Consider the following 17,970-nt stretch of genomic DNA (forward strand, 5'->3'; position numbering starts at 1 on the left):
GTAGAATACAAACGATTGTAGTGTGTGGATGCCCCATTGGCGGATAGAGTCACCCTAATCGACCAAAATAGTCTTGTCGGAGGAGTTGCATGACCCCAGAACAACGCGCCCGTCAGAATATTGATGCTCAACTCGAAGCCGCTGGTTGGATCGTCCAAGATTATCAAACGCGGAATCTGACTGCTGGTCAAGGCATTGCGGTTCGTGAATTTCCCTTGGTACAGGGCTTTGCCGATTATTTATTATTTGTGGATAAACGCTCAATTGGGGTCTTAGAAGCCAAGCCTGAAGGTACACCATTAAGCGGGGTGGAGATTCAGTCGCGGACCTATAGCCAACGCTTACCAGCAACGCTCCAGGCTGACAGTTGGGGGTTGATCTTTCTCTACGATAGCAACGGCAAACAAACCCAATGCACCGATCTGCGTGATCCTGCGCCGCGTGCTCGGCCAGTCTTTGGATTTCATCAGCCTCAAACCTTGCGCACATGGGCCGAAGCAACAACCTCGTTACGCCAACGCTTGCGCAATCTGGTCACGCAACATCCGCTCAGCGCCATGAATGGGCAGTTGTGGAAGCCGCAAGCTGATGCAATTAGCCAGCTAGAACTTTCGCTGGCCGATAATCGCCCACGTTCGCTGATTCAGATGGCAACTGGCAGCGGCAAAACCTTTGTGATGGTTTCGGAGATTTATCGGCTGGTAAAGTTTGCCAAGGTCGATCGGGTGTTGTTTTTGGTCGATCGCAATAACCTTGGCCGCCAAGCGCTCAATGCGTTTCAGCAATACGCTACGCCCGACGATGGCCGCAAATTTACCGAGTTGTATCCAGTTCAGCTGCTCCAAGGCCCGCAGATCGATAAAAGTGCCAAGGTCTGTATTACAACGATTCAGCGCTTGTATGCAATGTTGATGAACCAAGCCTACCCCGACGCCGAGACCGAGGAAGCTTCGCTGTTTGAGCAGGATGGCCCAACAACTGAGCAATTTGTGAGCTACAACCAGCAGATTCCGATTGAAATGTTCGATGTGATTGTGACCGATGAATGCCATCGCTCAATTTATAACGTTTGGCGGCAGGTGCTGGAGTATTTCGATGCCTTCTTGATTGGCTTAACCGCAACGCCTTCAGCCCAAACCTTTGGTTTTTTCAATCAGAATTTGGTTATGGAATATACCCGCCAGCAAGCGGTCGCCGATGGGGTCAATGTCGATGGCGATGTCTTTCGGATTCGCACGCTGATCGGGACCCAAGGCAGCACGGTTGAGGCCGAGCATTATGTCGATTATCGCAGCCGCGAAACGCGCCAAGTTCGTTGGGAAAAGCTCGATGAGGATGTGCAGTATAGCGCCGCCGACCTTGATCGCGATGTCGTGGCGATCGATCAGATTCGCACGGTGCTTGAGGTGTTTCGCGATGCCTTGTTTACCACGATGTTTCCAGAGCGCAGTGGCAATATCGTGCCTAAAACCTTGATTTTTGCCAAAAGTGATAATCACGCTGAGGATATTGTGCGGATCGCCCGTGAGGTTTTTGCCAAGGGCAATGATTTTTGCCAAAAAATTACCTATCGCTCGGCGGGCAAGCCCGAGGAGTTGATTAGCCAATTTCGCAATAGTTATTACCCACGGATCGCCGTTACCGTCGATATGATCGCTACTGGCACCGATATCAAGCCGCTTGAGGTGGTGTTGTTTATGCGTTCGGTCGAATCACGCGTGCTGTTTGAGCAAATGATCGGGCGCGGAACCCGCGTGATCAGCGCCAGCGATTTGCAAGAGGTGACCAGCGATGCGCTGGCCAAAACCCGCTTTGTGATTATTGATGCAGTTGGCGTGATTGAACGCAATAAATTTGATACCCAATCGCTAGAGCAGAAGCCGAGCACAAGTCTAGCTGATTTGCTTGAGTTGCTCGCTAGCGGTAGTCGTGATCCTGAGGTGATGTTAACGGTCGCCGGACGAATCGCCCGCCTTGATCGCCAACTGACCGACAATCAACGCTATCAACTTGAGCGCACGCTTGGCCAGCGCTTGGCGCAATTGAGTGCGGCGTTGCTGGATGCCTGTTCCGCTGATGCGATTCTGGCCAATGCGCAGGAGCGTTTTCAAATCGCCGAGCCAACTCCAGGTCAGTTGGATGCCGTCGCCGAGGAGTTAGCCAGCCTAGCACTCGAACCCCTGTACGATCCAATCATTCGCAACGCCTTGCTGGCTGCCCGCGCCCAACGTGAGCAATTGATCGATCACCTCAGCCGTGATCAAGTTCGCGAGGCTGGTTTTAGCAGTATTTCCAAGGACCATGCGCTGCAAAAAGTTCAGCAATTTCAAGATTTTGTGGCGCAAAACCGCAATTCGATCACCGCCCTGCAAATGTTGTACAATCAACCGTATGCCTTGCGTTCGTTGAGCTTGCAGCATTTACAAGAATTAAGCGAGGCTTTGGCGACAGCCCAGCTATTGCCGCTTGAAATATGGGAATCGTATCGCCGAACTGGTAAAGCGACGGTGGTGAATCCCCAAACAACGTTGACCGATTTGATTTCGTTGGTTGGCAGCGTGGTCAATCCTGAACAAGCTTTAGTGCCCTTTCCCAGCCTGATTGCTCAACGCATGCAAACATGGCTAGCCGAACAAGCCGCCGCTGGCATCAACTTCAGCCAGCAACAACGCTGGTGGCTCGACCAAATCGCCAATCATATTGGCCTAAGTTTGCAAATTCAAGCCAAAGATTTGGGCCACGGCGCGTTTGCCGATGCTGGCGGTGTCGTGGCTTTGGAGCGAGCATTTGGCAGCAGTTGGAAAACGCTCTTGATTGAGGTGCAACGGGCCTTGGTTGGGTAGTGGGTTGGGGGTTGGGGATTGGTTGTTGGGGGTTGGGGATTGGTTGTTGGGGGTTGGGGATTGGTTGTTGGGGTCGGGGATTGGTTGTTGGGGGTTGGGGATCGGTTGGTTCATCCTTCATCCCTCCTCCCTCATCCTTCCCATATCCTTCCTTAATCAAGAGTTAGGGTGGCGAAGCCAGAGATTATAGGAGTATTCGTTCGTGTCACAACACACAGCAACATTGCCGCCACTGCCTGAGGGCTGGGTTTGGACTACTTTGGGTGAAGTATCAAATATAAATATGGGACAATCTCCCCCATCAGAAACATATAATACTGAACATATAGGATTACCCTTTTTTCAAGGCAAAGCTGATTTTGGTGCTTTATATCCAAGTATTGTTAAGTGGTGCTCTGAGCCACTCAAAATCGCTGAGAGACATGATATTCTCGTGTCTGTTCGTGCGCCTGTTGGTCCAACTAACTTATCTCCTACCAAAATCTGTATAGGCCGAGGTTTGGCTGCAATCAGAATGTATAATTCAATCCCTTATCTTTATGGACTTTATTTTATTCGAGCAAACGAGGATTTTTTACAGTCAAAAGCCACAGGAACCACATTTAGCTCTATTAGTGGGCAAGTGCTTAATACCATGCCCTTTCCACTTGCCCCACTCGCTGAGCAAACGCGAATTGTTGAGGCGCTCGAAACCCTATTTACCCAGCTTGATGCTGGTGTGCAAGCCTTGAAACGCAGCCAAGCCAACCTACAACGCTATCGCGCAGCGGTGTTAAAGGCCGCTTGTGAGGGCACGTTGGTCGCTCAAGACCCCAACGACGAGCCAGCCAGCCAATTGCTAACGCGGATTTTGGCCGAACGCTACGCCCGCTGGGAAGCAACTGAACATGCCAAGGGCAAAATGCCCATGCCCAGCAACTACAAAGCACCACAATCGCCTGATACCAGCAATCTACCGGATTTACCTGAGGGTTGGGTTTGGGCAAGTTTAGAACAGATTTCATCAAAAGTTGTTGATGGAACGCATCATTCACCAATAAACACAATTGAAGGAGATTATAAATATATAACCGCAAAAAACATAAAGGAGTATGGAATAGACTTATCTGATGTCACATTCGTAACAGAATCTATTCACAACTCCATATATAGTCGATGTAATCCAGAAAATGGTGATATTTTATATATAAAAGATGGTGCGACTACTGGTATTGCAACAATAAATAATTTAGATGAACCTTTTTCTCTATTATCAAGTGTAGCACTAATTAAAACATCAAAAAATATCAATAATGCATTTATAGTTTATATTTTGCGCTCCCCATTTATCTATCAAAGAATACGAAATGATATGGCGGGCGTAGCTATTACACGTATTACATTGAAAATATTAAATAACGTTATTATCCCACTTCCACCACTCGCTGAGCAAGCGCGAATTGTCGCAGAAGTTGAACGGCGTTTATCGGTCGTTCAAGCGCTTGAAGCCACGCTTGAGGCCAACCTTGCACGGGCCGAGCGCCTACGCCAAAGCATACTCAAGCAGGCGTTTAGCGGCCAGCTTGTGCCCCAAGATCCTCGCGACGAGCCAGCCAGCCTGCTGCTCGAACAGATTCAGGCCGAACGAGCGCCAGCGCCAAAAAGCCTCAAGCAGCGCAACCAAACCCGCATGGATCTGGAATAGCTGATGCAGCATTGGAGCGTTTTATGACTGATCCTATCGCCACTGCCTCGCTGGCAGCAATGTTGATCCAACAAGGTTGGCAGCCCGATGATCTCTTGCCAAGCAGCGTGCTGCCCGATACTGGGCTGGTCGTGGGTTGCCAGCGCTACCCGGTGGCTTGGGCGCTTGATTTGCCCGCCCAACCTCCTACGCCTGCGACCCAAAGCCAACTGATCGACACGCTGGTTGCCGCCTATCCTAGCCTCAACTATGGCATTGTGCGCGGCCAAACCCTGATGAGCTGGCAAGCGGGCAACTTGACCACCATCGAAAAACTACCCAGCCCCAGCCAAGTGCAGCAAGCCTTGGGCATCAATGACGACCTGCGCTGTGCGCCAGTCAGCGCCAAAGCCGTGCCCTTGACCAACGCCCAACGGCTGGCATTGCAAGCCATGCTTGATCAACTGGTGCAGCCCAGCAATCGCAGCAGCGTGATTATGCCCAGCGAAACCGGCAAAACCAGCATTATCAGCCATTTGCTGGCCAAACTAGTGCATAGCAGCGTGGCGGCGATTGTCTATATTGTGGCAACCAGCAAACTAGCGGCAACCTGGCATGATCAACTCAAGCAGCAGGGCATTGCAGCGGGCACATGGAAGGGCAAACAAAAACTGATTATCAGCCCAATGAGTGAACTGGCCGCCAATATCCAGCGCATCAGCGCCCAAACCGTAGTTATCGCCGATCTAGTTAGCCCAAGCGAGGCCCAAACCGCGACCTTGGCGAAACTCAGCGCCCAGCGCATGCTCAGCATCATTCAAATTCCGCCGCGTACCCACAATAGCGCGGTATTTGGCCCAGTGATCTATAGCCTTTCGCTGGCCGATAGTTTTGCGGCAGCTCGCCAAACCCCGCCCACAGGCTTTCAATCAATGCCTATGGCCGATCTTGCCAGCGTCAAAGCCGGCCTTGTGCGGGTATTGCCCAACATCGCGCCCAGCCATGCCGCCGATAGTGTCACGGTGATTAATCCGAGTGCTGTGCGCCCAGATGGCAGCCTTGATCACGAGCGTTTTCGCACACTCTCGCTGGCGGCAGTGTTGCGCGATAACCAACTTGAAACGCTGCCCAAAAGTGCCCTGTTACAACCAAACGATCTATTGATTAATACCGTGCCCCAAAGCGACGATCGGATTGCAATTGGCACAGTGCCAAGCGATCTACCACAGCCCAGCATGGCGACAGGCCGGATTGTGGTTGTTCGCCCGCATGATCCGCAGCAACAGCAAGTGCTCCAGCAGTTTTTACAATCGAGCGTTGGCCAAGATTACCTACGCGATGAAGTTGCCCACACCACGAGCGCCGCCCAGCGCATCGAGCGGATTCAGCGGCAAACGATCTTTCTGCCCCAAACCTCGGTCGAGCCAGATAGCCCGCCAGTTGTTGCCGAAACTCTACCCAGCGGCTTGGGTGATATCGCCCGTTTGAGCCGCAACATCGAGGAAGTGCTAGCCTCGCTCAAACAATGGGCCAATCAAGGCTTGGTTGATCTCGATGAGCAACAGCGCCAAACAATTGGGCTTGAGCTAAATCACATGAGCAAAAGCATCTTGCCGCGGTCGCTTGACGAGCGGGTTGCTCAATACCCAACCCCGATCGCCGTGGCCTACCAACGCTTTGTTGAATCGCGCTTTGAACCCTACAAACGCATGCTCTGTTTGCGCGATTTATTCGAATCGGTGGCATTTTTTATCTATCATGTTGTCTTGGCCGATGCCATTCATCGTTTGCCCAAGAACCACTATAAAATTTCCAAAGACCTGAACGAGGCCTACAAAGGCTTCTCAACCGCCAACCGCATGAAATATGTCCAAGCGGTGCTGAAAATTGCCGCTCAGAATGCTGGGCGCGATTTGTTCATGCCCGAGTTGCTTGAGCCGCAAATTCATGAAAATATCAAACGGCTGCAATCTGATTTTCGCAACGCGTTTTCGCATCAGATTACGCCCAGCCCCAAGCAAGCCCAAAAAGTCATTGCCGAGTACGAGCCGCTGGCAATCGACATTCTCGAAAAAATGAGCTTTCTCGAAAACTACAAGCTGATTCGAGCCGAATCGTACACCCAGCGCCATGGCACACTCTATGGCAAAATCGAGCACTACATTGGCCCAGTTAGCCGCATCGATGAACTCAGCGATATGACCATGATCGATGATAAACACCTAGTTTTAGTCAACCCCGATGGCCAATACCTGTGCGTTTATCCGTTTTATCAGGTGCTCGATGTGCATGTGACCTACGATGCAGGCCAACGAATCGATAGCTATGTCTGCTTTTACAAACAGCGCAAAAAAGACGAAGGCTATCTCGAATACGAAACGATCAATGGCGAATTTGTTGTGCGCGATGCAGCGGCACTCGATCCATTCGATGCCTTAGTTGCCCGCTTGAAATAGAAGGAATCCCAGTTTGAGCACTCAATCAGCGACAATTGTCCAACGGTTATGGAATTATTGTAATGTTCTGCGTGATGATGGCGTTTCATATGGTGATTATGTCGAGCAATTGACCTATCTGCTGTTCTTGAAAATGGCCCAAGAGCAACGCCACTACTACGATATTGCTGGCTTGATTCCCGAAGCATATAGCTGGGCTAGCCTGTTGCCATTGGCGGGCGACGAACTTGAAATTCAATATCGACACCTCTTGAGCGAGCTAGGCAAAGGGATTGGGCTACGGGCGACAATTTTCCGCAAAGCCCAAAATCGCATTCAAGACCCAGCCAAATTACGCCGTTTGATCGACCTGATCGACAGCGAAACCTGGATTGGGCTTGATATCGACGTGAAGGGCGACATTTACGAAGGCCTGTTGGAAAAAAACGCCCAAGATACCAAATCGGGTGCAGGCCAATATTTCACCCCACGCCCGTTAATTCAAGCGATTGTCGATGTGATGCAACCAAGCATCAACGACACGATTTGTGATCCGGCTTGTGGCACTGGCGGCTTTTTGCTAGCAGCCCACGACTATATTCGCCAGCACAACCAACTCAACAGCCTCGATCAACAAAAACTTGATAACGAGGTGATTGCAGGCTGGGAGATTGTCGATAACACGGCGCGGCTGTGTTTGATGAATCTCTATTTGCATGGCATTGGCAGTGGCCGCGAGAGCAGCCCAATTATGGTTGGCGATAGTTTAGCCAGCGAGCCGCAAGCCCGCTTCTCCATGATTTTGTCGAATCCCCCATTTGGCAAAAAGAGCAGCGTCACGATTATGAACGACAAGGGCGAATCGAAAAAAGAAACCCAAATTGTTACCCGCAACGATTTTCTGGCGACCACCAGCAACAAACAACTTAATTTTATCCAGCACATCAAGACCTTGCTTGAAATTCATGGCCGAGCGGCTGTGGTTTTGCCCGATAACGTCTTGTTTGAAGGTGGGGCGGGCGAAACGATTCGGCGGCGTTTATTGCAAGAATGCGACGTGCATACCTTGGTGCGGCTGCCAACTGGCATTTTTTATGCCCAAGGAGTCAAGGCGAATGTCCTATTTTTCGACAAAAAGCCCCAACGTGAAAGCCCATGGACCAGCGATCTATGGATTTACGACCTGCGAACCAACCAAAACTTTACGCTCAAAGAACGACCATTGATGCGCTCCGATCTTGATGAATTTGTCGCATGCTACAACCCAAGCAATCGCCGTGAGCGCCAAGCAACCTGGTCAGAGCACAACCCCAACGGGCGTTGGCGCAAATATAGCTACCACGATCTGCTAGCCCGCGATAAAGTTAGCCTCGATATTTTCTGGCTACGCGACGAATCGCTTGAACAAAGCGCCAATCTCCCCAGCCCCGACGTGTTGGCCGCTGAAATCATGGATGATCTCCAAGCGGCGCTTGAGCAATTTAGCGCGATTGCCGACGCTTTAGGCGATGGTGATGCTCGATGAGGGATCAGGAATCAGGGGTTGGGGGAGTGTTTTTTCATCCCTCATCCCTCATCCTTAACTCAAGCTGTGGGTATAATGTTGGGTAACTTGTAACCAACATCTTGGAAGGAAGGCTATGCCATTACGTGCTGCTGCGCATCGAACCACCCCTGTTTGTGATGCTGAATGGCTTGAATATACGAACAATGGGCGACAGCAGCGGGTCGCCGTTGAATCAAGCGCATGGTATGCCTGGCTCAAGGCTCCTACGCATACAACATTCTATTTTATGTCAACTTCAGGAACATTTACCGCCCGCCGTGAGGAGCGCCGCGCCCGATCATATTGGTACGCTTATAGCAAAAAGGCTGGCAAAACCCGCAAAGTGTATCTTGGGCTGGTTGAACAACTGAGCCTTGAACGGCTGCTGCAGGCGGCGGCTAACTTAGCTGATCAATCAACCTCGATCAGATTATTATTACGCACTAAGTTTATGCTTCCCGCTTCGCGGCTCGGCTTGGTTCTGCGCCCACAACTAATTGAGCACCTCAACAATCAGCGGCTACCGTTGATCTTGGTATGCGCACCAGCTGGCTTTGGCAAAACCACACTAATTGCTGATTGGGCGAGAACGCAACCTCATCCGCTAGCCTGGCTAAGCCTAGACGCAAACGATAATCAGCCAAACCATTTTTGGAGCTATCTGCTAACCGCACTCCACAATGTCGCCCCGAAAGTCGTTGCCGAAGCACTGGCCCTGCACACTCAATCGATTGCTTTATCGCATGTTTTGACCAGCGTGATCAATGGTTTAACCAGCCTGAACCAGCGATTAACCTTAGTGCTGGACGATTATCAGACAATCAGCGATCCTACAATTCACCGTGATCTCGCATGGTTGATCGATCACGCGCCAGCCGAATTTCAGCTTGTGCTGCTCAGTCGTAGCGAGCCACCGCTACCACTTGCCCGCTGGCGGGTGGCTGGGCACTTGCATGAGCTGTTGGTAGATACATTACGTTTTAGCAAAGCTGAGATCAGTACATTTCTTGGCCTAACCATGCAGCTAGAGCTGCCCGACGAAACGCTTGCCAACCTCGAAACCCGCACCGAAGGCTGGATCGCAGGCCTGCAACTGCTGACACTTTCGATCCATGGCCAAAATCCTTTGGCCACAATCGATTTGCTAGCGACAATTTCTGTTAATCAGCGAGCAATTTTCGACTATTTTACCCAAGAGATTTTGCAACACCAGCCGCTAGCAGTCCAACAATTCCTGCTCCAGACTGCAATTCTGGATCGGCTGAGCGAAGCACTGTGTCAGGCAGTCATCGACCCGCTGGTTCTGGCGGCGCTTCCAGCATCCACAGCCGGGCTACTGGATAATCTTGAGCGGTCGAATTTGTTTGTGCAAGCGCTTGATCCCAAGCAACACTGGTATCGCTATCATCAGCTATTTCGTGAAAGTTTGCTGCAGAGTGCCGAGCAACATCTGGGTAAACATGGGATGGCGCAGCTACATGGGCGGGCCAGTGTTTGGTTTGAACAGGCCGAACTATTCACCGAGGCAATCAATCATGCGCTAGCTGCTAGCGATTTTGTTCGGGCCGGAGCACTGATCGCTTCAATAGGCTTTCGCTTGTTATTGAGCGATCAATCAGCGCTAGTCCAAGCTTGGCTGCAAGCACTACCTACGGCGGTCATCGAGCAGAACGTTCAACTCTGTCTCTGGTCGGCGTGGATCTTGGTATCTCAAAATCAACTAGCCGCCACCAACCACTATCTGAGTTTAATCACCAAGTTACTTGCCGATATGAACGCCGAGGATGAACAAACCGCCAGCGTAAACGGCCACCTCAGGGCACTCCAAGCAAACATTGCCCGTCGGCAAGGCGATATGGCCCAGGCGTTGGCATTGACCAATCAAGCGCTAAGCAGCTTGGCAAATGATAATGCCCTGTTACGCAGCGTGATTACCCGCAATCTCTGCGCAGGCTATCTGGTTAGTGGCGATACCGTGGCGGCTGAACAAGCCTTGCAGCAGGCGTTGCGCGAACAGGAGCTGCTTGAGCTTCGGGTTTCCGCAGGTGACGTGCATCCGAGTGAGCGCCAATACGCCCGCACAGTACGGCTGCTCTTGTGGATCGAAACAACCTCACTGCGCTGGCTACAAGGCCAGTTGCATGCTGCCGCTGATTTATATCGGCAAACATTCCATTTATCCCGTGAGCAGCATCAGCATTCAGTCAGCGCGATCGCTTGTGTCAATTTAGGTCAGATTTTACGCCAATGGAACAACCTCGCCGAAGCCCGCGAGTTTATTCAGCAGGGCAACAGCTATAGCCAACAGATTGGAGCGGATGTAACTCATCGCAATGGATTAATTGAACTGGCGCGTATTCAGCAAGCCTGTGGTGAGCGTGAGCAGGCCCGCACAACCATGGCCCAAGCGGTTGAACTGGCTCAATCGACACGCGGCCTGCTCTGGGCAACAACCTGGCAGGCTCGGCTTCAGCTTGCCCAAGGCGATTTGGCAGCGGCGATTCGTTGGGCGCAAGCATATCAGCGCCAAGCAAACGCCTTTCCACAATTTAATTTATACGATGTCGAAGATTTGACCTTAGCTCGGGTGCTGATTGCTCAAGGACAAGTAAGCCAAGCTTGTGCCTTGCTCGATCTGCTGCTCCCTGCATGCCAAACTGCCGGACGGCTCCCCAGCGTGATCGAAGTGTATTTGCTCCAAGCGCTGGCTCTTGCTGCAAACAACGATTGGGCGGCTGCAAGTAACCAACTTTTGCAAGCCCTAAGGCTGGCTGAACCAGAAGGCTATATTCGACTGTTTGTTGATGAAGGAACGCTGCTGGCCGATCTATTGGTGCGAATCGAGCCTCAGGTGCAAGGAACGCTGCGCCAATATATCCAACGCTTGTTGGTAGCCTGTGGCCTCAGCATAACCAGCGAGCCATATATCTTCGGTGCAAACCTTGGTAGCTTTATTGAGCCGCTTAGCGAACGCGAACTAGAGGTCATTCGCTTATTAGCGGCTGGATTTTCTAATCAAGCGATTGCCTATCAATTGGTCGTCACACTCAATACGATCAAAACTCATCTGAAAAATATTTATGGCAAGCTAGCGGTGAGCAGTCGTACCCAAGCAATTGCCCGTGCTCGCAGCCTCAATCTGATCAGCCACGATAACTAAAATAGCCACTGGCAAGCTAAATCCCTCTTTTGGGTGGTTACGCTGTGGCGGCTGCCAACTAGACTCAGGCCCATCACTTGAATATTGTGGGAGGTCTTGATGCTTATTCGTGGCTTATGTGCGCTGGTGGTATTGCTGATTTTAGCTGCTTGTGAGAATTCGGCTGCGGTGTCGTCGGATGAAACTGCAGCAACTGTCGCTCCAACTATAGAACAAACCGCAACCCCAGCGGCGACCCCAACCATGGCGGCTGGCACAACTCGCATCGATGCAGCGGGTATAGCCCAAGTCTGGGTTCCGGCTGGCTGCTTTCTGATGGGTACCGACCCAGCGACAGTGACCGAAACGCCGCCTGCTTGGGCACGTGGCGCACTCGCTAGCGAACAACCTCAACATGAAGTCTGTCTAAGCCAAGGCTACTGGATCGACCAGTACGAGGTTTCGAACGCCGACTACCAAAAATTTATTGCTGCAGGTGGCTACGATCAGGAACAATATTGGTCGGCAAACGGCTGGCGCTGGCGCAAATCAATGCGTAACATTCCGGTTGAATGTCCAGACCAACAGCCAAACTTTCCACGGGTTTGCATCACGTGGTACGAGGCCGAAGCCTATAGCCATTGGCGCGGTGGACGTTTACCAACCGAAGCTGAGTGGGAGTACGCTGCTCGTGGGCCTGAATCGCGCATCTATCCTTGGGGCGATAGTTTTGATCCAGCCAAAGCCAATGTGCTGGATAGTACCGGCTTAGTTGCGGTTGGCAGCTATCCTGCTGGCGTGAGTTGGGTTGGTGCGCATGATATGGCCGGCAATGCAATGGAGTGGGTGCAAGATTGGCTAGATATTGGCTACTATGAAGATCGGGTACGCAATGATCCCCAGGGTCCGGCGGAAGGTACGCGTAAAGTTGAAAAAGGTGGTTGGTGGGGCAGTAACACCTTTGTCGCCCGTTCAGCCTATCGCCACTTCGAAGATTTACCAACCTATGAAGATCATCATATCGGTGTACGCGTGGTCACACCCTAACCTAAGCAGCGTTTGATCCGCTAGTGAGCATCATCGCCTTCTTGCCAGCCAAGCGAGTGGGCGATGATGCTCATCGTTTCAGCCCTCAACACCCAATCCCCAACACCCAATCCCCAACACCTACGACTTGACATAGCTTAAAGCCAGTGCTATCCTAGCCCAAAATTCTGTGTAGCAGAATTATATCCTTGTAAAACTAATAATTACAGCAAACAGTGAGGAACCGATGGATAAGCACATCAAAACCATCGCCCAACTTAATCGGCTTGTACATGAACCAGTTCGCTTACAAGTGATGAGCTATCTTGCTACCGTTGATGAAGCAGATTTTCTGTACCTAATGAACGAACTTGAGCTAACCCAAGGCAATCTTGGCTCGCACATGAGCAAACTTGAGGCCGAAGGCTATATCTCAGTTACCAAAGAATTTGTGGCACGTCGCCCGCGCACCAGCTATCGCCTGACCTCGGATGGCAAGGTGGCGATCAAACAATATTGGCGGCTGATGCGCTCGATCGCCAGTGATGTGAACGACTAAATAACAAAAGGCCTTGGGAAATTCCCAAGGCCTTTGCTTTTGGTTTTAGAAACTAGCGTTCAACCGACTTGCTGGCTGGAATTGCGGGCAAACAACCATTGAATGGATAGTGGTGTGATTCGCCACCACCGATCAACGAGTTACCAATTAAGGTTCCGTTGATTTGGCCATTGCTGAAACTTACATCAGCAAATGGAGCCAAGATTGTACCCTTGATGCCAATCCCTGAGAGGCTAAAGCTAGTGGCTTGATAGAAGTTGTAGACAATCTTCGTTTGATCAACGTTGATCAAGAAGGTTTCGAAATTTTGCATTCGAGTGTTCGTGCCAGTGATATTAATCAAGACTGATGAACTTGCTGGAACATTGATGTTCAAACCATTAGCATTATTCAATTGAGCACCATCAACCGTGAAGATATTCAGGGTTGTATTGGTTCCGGTCAACTTGACTGCGCCATATTCATAGACCGTCGTGCCATTAGCACTCAATGCCGCCCAAGCTTGCGAGCGGTTGCGCAATGAAGTTTGCTCGTTGGCAAAGTTGATTGGTTGACCTTGGCGAACGGTACCATTCAAGACGCTAACGCCATTCAATGATTTAGTCGTGCCATAAACCACATTGCCGTTGTAAACCGAACCGTTGGTGTAGGTCAACGAACCGCCAGCAACTAAGTCGTCGCGTGTACCATTCGAGTTGGTCAAGCGCACGCCAACCCCAAAGTTTTGGAAGTTGATATTGCCACCAGCAGCGACCCGACCTTCAATATCGGTGTTGCTTTGGGTGATGTTGCCAAAGGTAAAGACATTGAAATCGCCAGCAGTGCCTAACCCTTGTGGTACACATTGGTTACCAGGAACGGGAGTACTGGTTGGTACTGGAGTACTAGTTGCCGTTGGCACTGGCGTGTTGGTTGCGGTTGGCAACGGTGTGTTGGTTGCAGTAGCCGTTGGCGTACTCGTCGCGGTTGGTACTGGCGTATTGGTTGCCGTTGGCAACGGTGTGTTGGTTGCAGTAGCCGTTGGCGTGTTGGTCGCGGTTGGCAACGGTGTGTTGGTTGCCGTTGGCACTGGCGTGTTGGTTGCAGTGGCCGTTGGCGTGTTGGTCGCGGTTGGCACTGGCGTGTTGGTCGCGGTTGGCAACGGGGTGCTGGTTGCGGTTGGCTCGGTGGTTGGCGTGCTGCGGCGAATGCTGAAATTGACAGCCACAGGCTCACAGCGAATCGCTAATGATTCACCAAACAAACCAACATAGGTTGCGCTCAAGCGATAATCGCCTTCGGGCTTGGTGCTTGAATCCCAACCATTGGGCTGACTACCGTTATTGCCCATGAAATAGTAGGGCGAGTTGACATCGGTATAGTTGGTGGTTTGGGCACCAGTCAAGGCAAATTCAACTTTTTGGGGCAAAGCGCCAGTAACTTCAGCTTGAATATTCAAAACTCCAGTTACCAATTGATTGTTGCTCACGCCACTCAAGCGGCTGATTTGGCCTTGGCTACACACTTCTTCAACTGGTGGAGCACAAAGGGTTGTGTTGGGGAAGCGCGTTGAAAGCAAGCGTTCGCCGTAGCGCTGACCAACCAGCGAGTGCAAAACTGGCCCACGGAAGATATCCAGTTGGGCTTTGCAATCAGGAATTTTTACATTCAAGTTGATCGTTTGACGCGGGGCCACGGTATACATGGTGTAGTCAAACAACTGTTGGTTGCCAATTCGATCATCAAACATGCTGTATGCGGCAATTCCTACCTCAAATGCACATGTGTATGAGCTATTGTAAACCGAGCCAGTCGTGTTCGAGGTGAACCAGCCATATAACGAGCGGGTGGTCAGCGGATCGCAGGTAACCGCAGTTGCCGTTACCGCCACCGCCGGAGCCGCTGCAGGAACCGATTCCACGACGCGCACAGTAGCTTGAACGGCCAACGGTGCTTTGGTCGGAGTTTGACGCGGGGTTGCAGCCCAAACACTAAAAGGCACGCCAAGCACGGCCACCAGCAACACAGCGAACCAAACAACACGTTGCTTCATAAAAGCATCCTCAATAATAGATACAAGTACTACAAAAACAATGACCTATGTATCATAATATAGCCGTATCATTAATCAAGGTGGAGATTTGTTTTTATTATGTGTGAATATCGCAACATCTTTTTTAGCGCGGTACTAGGACTTTCAGTTCAGGCTATTTTCATGCTGTCATGCAGCAATTCATTAAAATTTTAGATCCTACAGATCACAGTAATCTAAATATTTATTAAAATAGACATTATTTTACGTCAACTAGCAGTTTCTTTTTCCATTGACAAAACAAAAACCCGCCATTGGCGGGTTTGGAATGATTGGCTGTGGGAGTTATTGCGCAGCTAAGCTAGCCTGAGCCGCTTGCAACGCAGCGGTTAAATCCAAGGCCGTGGTTGGTACAAGCTGGAGCAAATTAGTTTGGGCCAGCCATTGTTGCTCAGCAACACTTTGGTGCAAGCCACGTTCAACCCGAAGCTGTTCGGCGGTGGCTAAAAGCTGCGCCGCTAGCGTTGGTTGGGTTGGGACTAGTACCGCCGCACTATGCTGCAACATCGTCAGGTCAAAACGCCGTAATTCGCTGGCTAACGCGGTTGTCAGCATGCGTTGAGCATGGCTTTGCATTGCAGCCTGATCATCGGTTGCAATTGCTAAACGAGTTGCCAAAATAATATGGCGCAATTGTAATTCTTGGCTTAGTGCCTCAATCGGCTCAACCTTATGCAAATATTCAGCAGCTTGAGCATAATCGGCAGTTGCAATTAAAAGTGCCGCTTGCTCAAGCCAACTACGCTGAACTCCTTCCAGATTGCCAACGGCATGCCACCCTCGCTCTGATTCGCGAAAATGCAACTCAGCTTGGACATAATCAGCTTGCTCAGCTGCGGATATCCCGCGTGCATAGCGAATATAAGCCAAACTATCGTGATCATTGATTGCATAGGCATTGATAAACGCTTGCTCAAACCATTGCTCAGCCTCAACATAACGCCCTTGATCAACTGCTACTAAGCCTAGATTAATTTGGGTTAGAAACATATCCCAGGTTTGATTAATCTGTTGTTTGAGCGCTAACGCTTGCTCAAAATAGACTTGGGCGGTCGCTAATTGATTCCGTTCTTGGGCTACTGTGCCAAGATTATGCAGCATCAAAATTTCGCGCTGTTGATTACCAACTTTGCGGGCTAAGGCCAAAGCTGCTTCAAACGCCAATTGTGAATCGCTCAAACGGCCAAGTGTGCCATACAACACTGCTAAATTACCAATCGCGCTAATTTCATCGTGGGGTAAGTCAAGCTCTTGCCACAAACTACGGGCTTCAATTAAATAGCGCTCAGCTTCAGCAAAACGGAGCAAACTAATTAATAAACCACCTAAACCTGTTGCAATTCGGGCAATTGCACTTAAATCGCTGCGATTGGAATGGTGATAGGTTTGTTCGAGCCATGCCACGGCCTCGCGATAGGCACTCGTGCGATACCAATAAAAATAGAGATTGCCAGCAATTCGCTGGGCAACTAAGCCATCGCTGCTCTCAAGCGACCAAACCATCGCTTGGCGAATATTATGAATCTCACCACGCAATTGTTCGATCCATTTAGCACCATCAGCCCCCCGAATATTCTGATGCACTGTTTCGCTCAAGGTTTGATAATAGATGGCATGACGTTCTTGCAAATAATAGAGGCGGCCAGTTTTTTGCAATTGCTCTAGAGCATATTCACGCACCGCATCAATCATAATAAAACGGGCTTTTTGGCCTGGCAATTGTTCAGTTTGCAATAAATGGCGATCAATCAAAGCATTCAGGCTAGATTCAAAGGGCATGGTTTCAACCAAACCAACCTGTTTAATTGTTTCGACGGTTGCACCACCAGCAAAAACACCTAATTGAGCAAAAATATCTTTGGCATCAGCTGGCAGCATGCTCACGCTCCAGGCCAGTACTGGCTTGATAATCGCTTGCCGTGCCGATTGTTTCGGATTCAAAGCCGCCATGGAAAGATGATTGCGCACGAAAAATAGCAAATCTTGGGGGGTCAGTGAAGCACTATGGGCCGCGATTAACTCAATCGCCAAGGGCAAGCCCTGCACCAAACGACAAATATCGACCAAGGCTCCAGCATTATCAGCGCTCAAGCGAAACCGTGGCTGACGTGTGCGCATGCGATCAACAAACAAGCCAATTGCGCTATGTTGCTCTAAATCTTCAAGTTGATAGTCCTCGCCAAGCTCAGGATATTGCAAGGCTGGAACCATAATCGCGGTTTCGCCAGCAACTTCGAGCGCTTGACGACTCGTGATTAAACATGTCAGGTTCGGTGCACGTCGGATTAACTCCAATAGTTCGCTGGCGGCTCCAGCAACTTGCTCAAAATTATCAAGAATTAATAAAATTTGCTTATCGGCCAAGGCCAACACTAACGAATCTAAAATTGCTTCGTGCTGAGATTCTTCAACACCTAACGTTGCGGCAATTGTTGGCAGCACAAACTGGGCTTGCGAAACAGGAGCGAGCGCCACAAAATAGCGGCCATCACGAAAAATTTCGCCCACCTGCTCGGCAACTTCCAAACTTAGGCGCGTTTTGCCAGCACCACTTTGGCCATATAATGTTACCAACCGCGCTTGAGCATCAAGCAACAGGTCGATTACCAACGTGCGGGCACGGGTGCGACCAATCAGGCGCGTGGCATATTGGGGGAGTTGTGATGGTAATAATGGCATAACAAAACC

The 17,970-nt window shown here is 50.5% G+C and carries 9 protein-coding genes; 7 read left to right on the forward strand and 2 right to left on the reverse strand.

Annotated elements, in window-relative coordinates; genetic code table 11:
• Positions 1–89 precede the first annotated feature (89 nt).
• The 7 genes from LCH85_01550 (at position 90) to LCH85_01580 (ending at position 13,211) form a co-directional block, all read left to right on the forward strand.
• Positions 90–2,843 (forward strand): DEAD/DEAH box helicase family protein, encoded by a 2,754-nt coding sequence (locus LCH85_01550; GenBank protein MCA0350656.1) that lies wholly within the window; start codon positions 90–92, stop codon positions 2,841–2,843.
• A 202-nt stretch (positions 2,844–3,045) separates the two neighbouring features.
• A complete protein-coding gene (locus LCH85_01555; protein MCA0350657.1) occupies positions 3,046–4,527 on the forward strand; it encodes a restriction endonuclease subunit S in 1,482 nt (493 codons plus the stop codon).
• A 23-nt stretch (positions 4,528–4,550) separates the two neighbouring features.
• Positions 4,551–6,962, forward strand: a complete 2,412-nt coding sequence (locus tag LCH85_01560; protein MCA0350658.1) for a hypothetical protein — start codon at positions 4,551–4,553, stop codon at positions 6,960–6,962.
• A gap of 13 nt (positions 6,963–6,975) precedes the next feature.
• Positions 6,976–8,466: a type I restriction-modification system subunit M gene (locus tag LCH85_01565; protein ID MCA0350659.1), complete on the forward strand. Its 1,491-nt coding sequence runs from the start codon at positions 6,976–6,978 to the stop codon at positions 8,464–8,466.
• 115 nt (positions 8,467–8,581) lie between these two features.
• A complete protein-coding gene (locus tag LCH85_01570; protein ID MCA0350660.1) occupies positions 8,582–11,647 on the forward strand; it encodes a LuxR C-terminal-related transcriptional regulator in 3,066 nt (1,021 codons plus the stop codon).
• Positions 11,648–11,746: 99 nt separating this feature from the next.
• Positions 11,747–12,673, forward strand: a complete 927-nt coding sequence (locus LCH85_01575; GenBank protein MCA0350661.1) for a formylglycine-generating enzyme family protein — start codon at positions 11,747–11,749, stop codon at positions 12,671–12,673.
• A gap of 226 nt (positions 12,674–12,899) precedes the next feature.
• The gene (locus LCH85_01580) at positions 12,900–13,211 is read left to right on the forward strand and encodes a transcriptional regulator (protein MCA0350662.1); all 312 of its coding nucleotides are present in this window, start codon (positions 12,900–12,902) and stop codon (positions 13,209–13,211) included.
• 52 nt (positions 13,212–13,263) lie between these two features.
• On the opposite strand, the gene LCH85_01585 is transcribed toward LCH85_01580, so the two are convergent.
• Together LCH85_01585 and LCH85_01590 are read right to left on the reverse strand one after the other, a co-directional pair.
• Positions 13,264–15,243 (reverse strand): choice-of-anchor A family protein, encoded by a 1,980-nt coding sequence (locus tag LCH85_01585; GenBank protein MCA0350663.1) that lies wholly within the window; start codon positions 15,241–15,243, stop codon positions 13,264–13,266.
• Positions 15,244–15,567: 324 nt separating this feature from the next.
• A complete protein-coding gene (locus tag LCH85_01590; GenBank protein MCA0350664.1) occupies positions 15,568–17,961 on the reverse strand; it encodes a tetratricopeptide repeat protein in 2,394 nt (797 codons plus the stop codon).
• Positions 17,962–17,970: the final 9 nt, after the last annotated feature.

The organism is Chloroflexota bacterium (assembly GCA_020161265.1).
GTDB lineage: Bacteria > Chloroflexota > Chloroflexia > Chloroflexales > Herpetosiphonaceae > Herpetosiphon.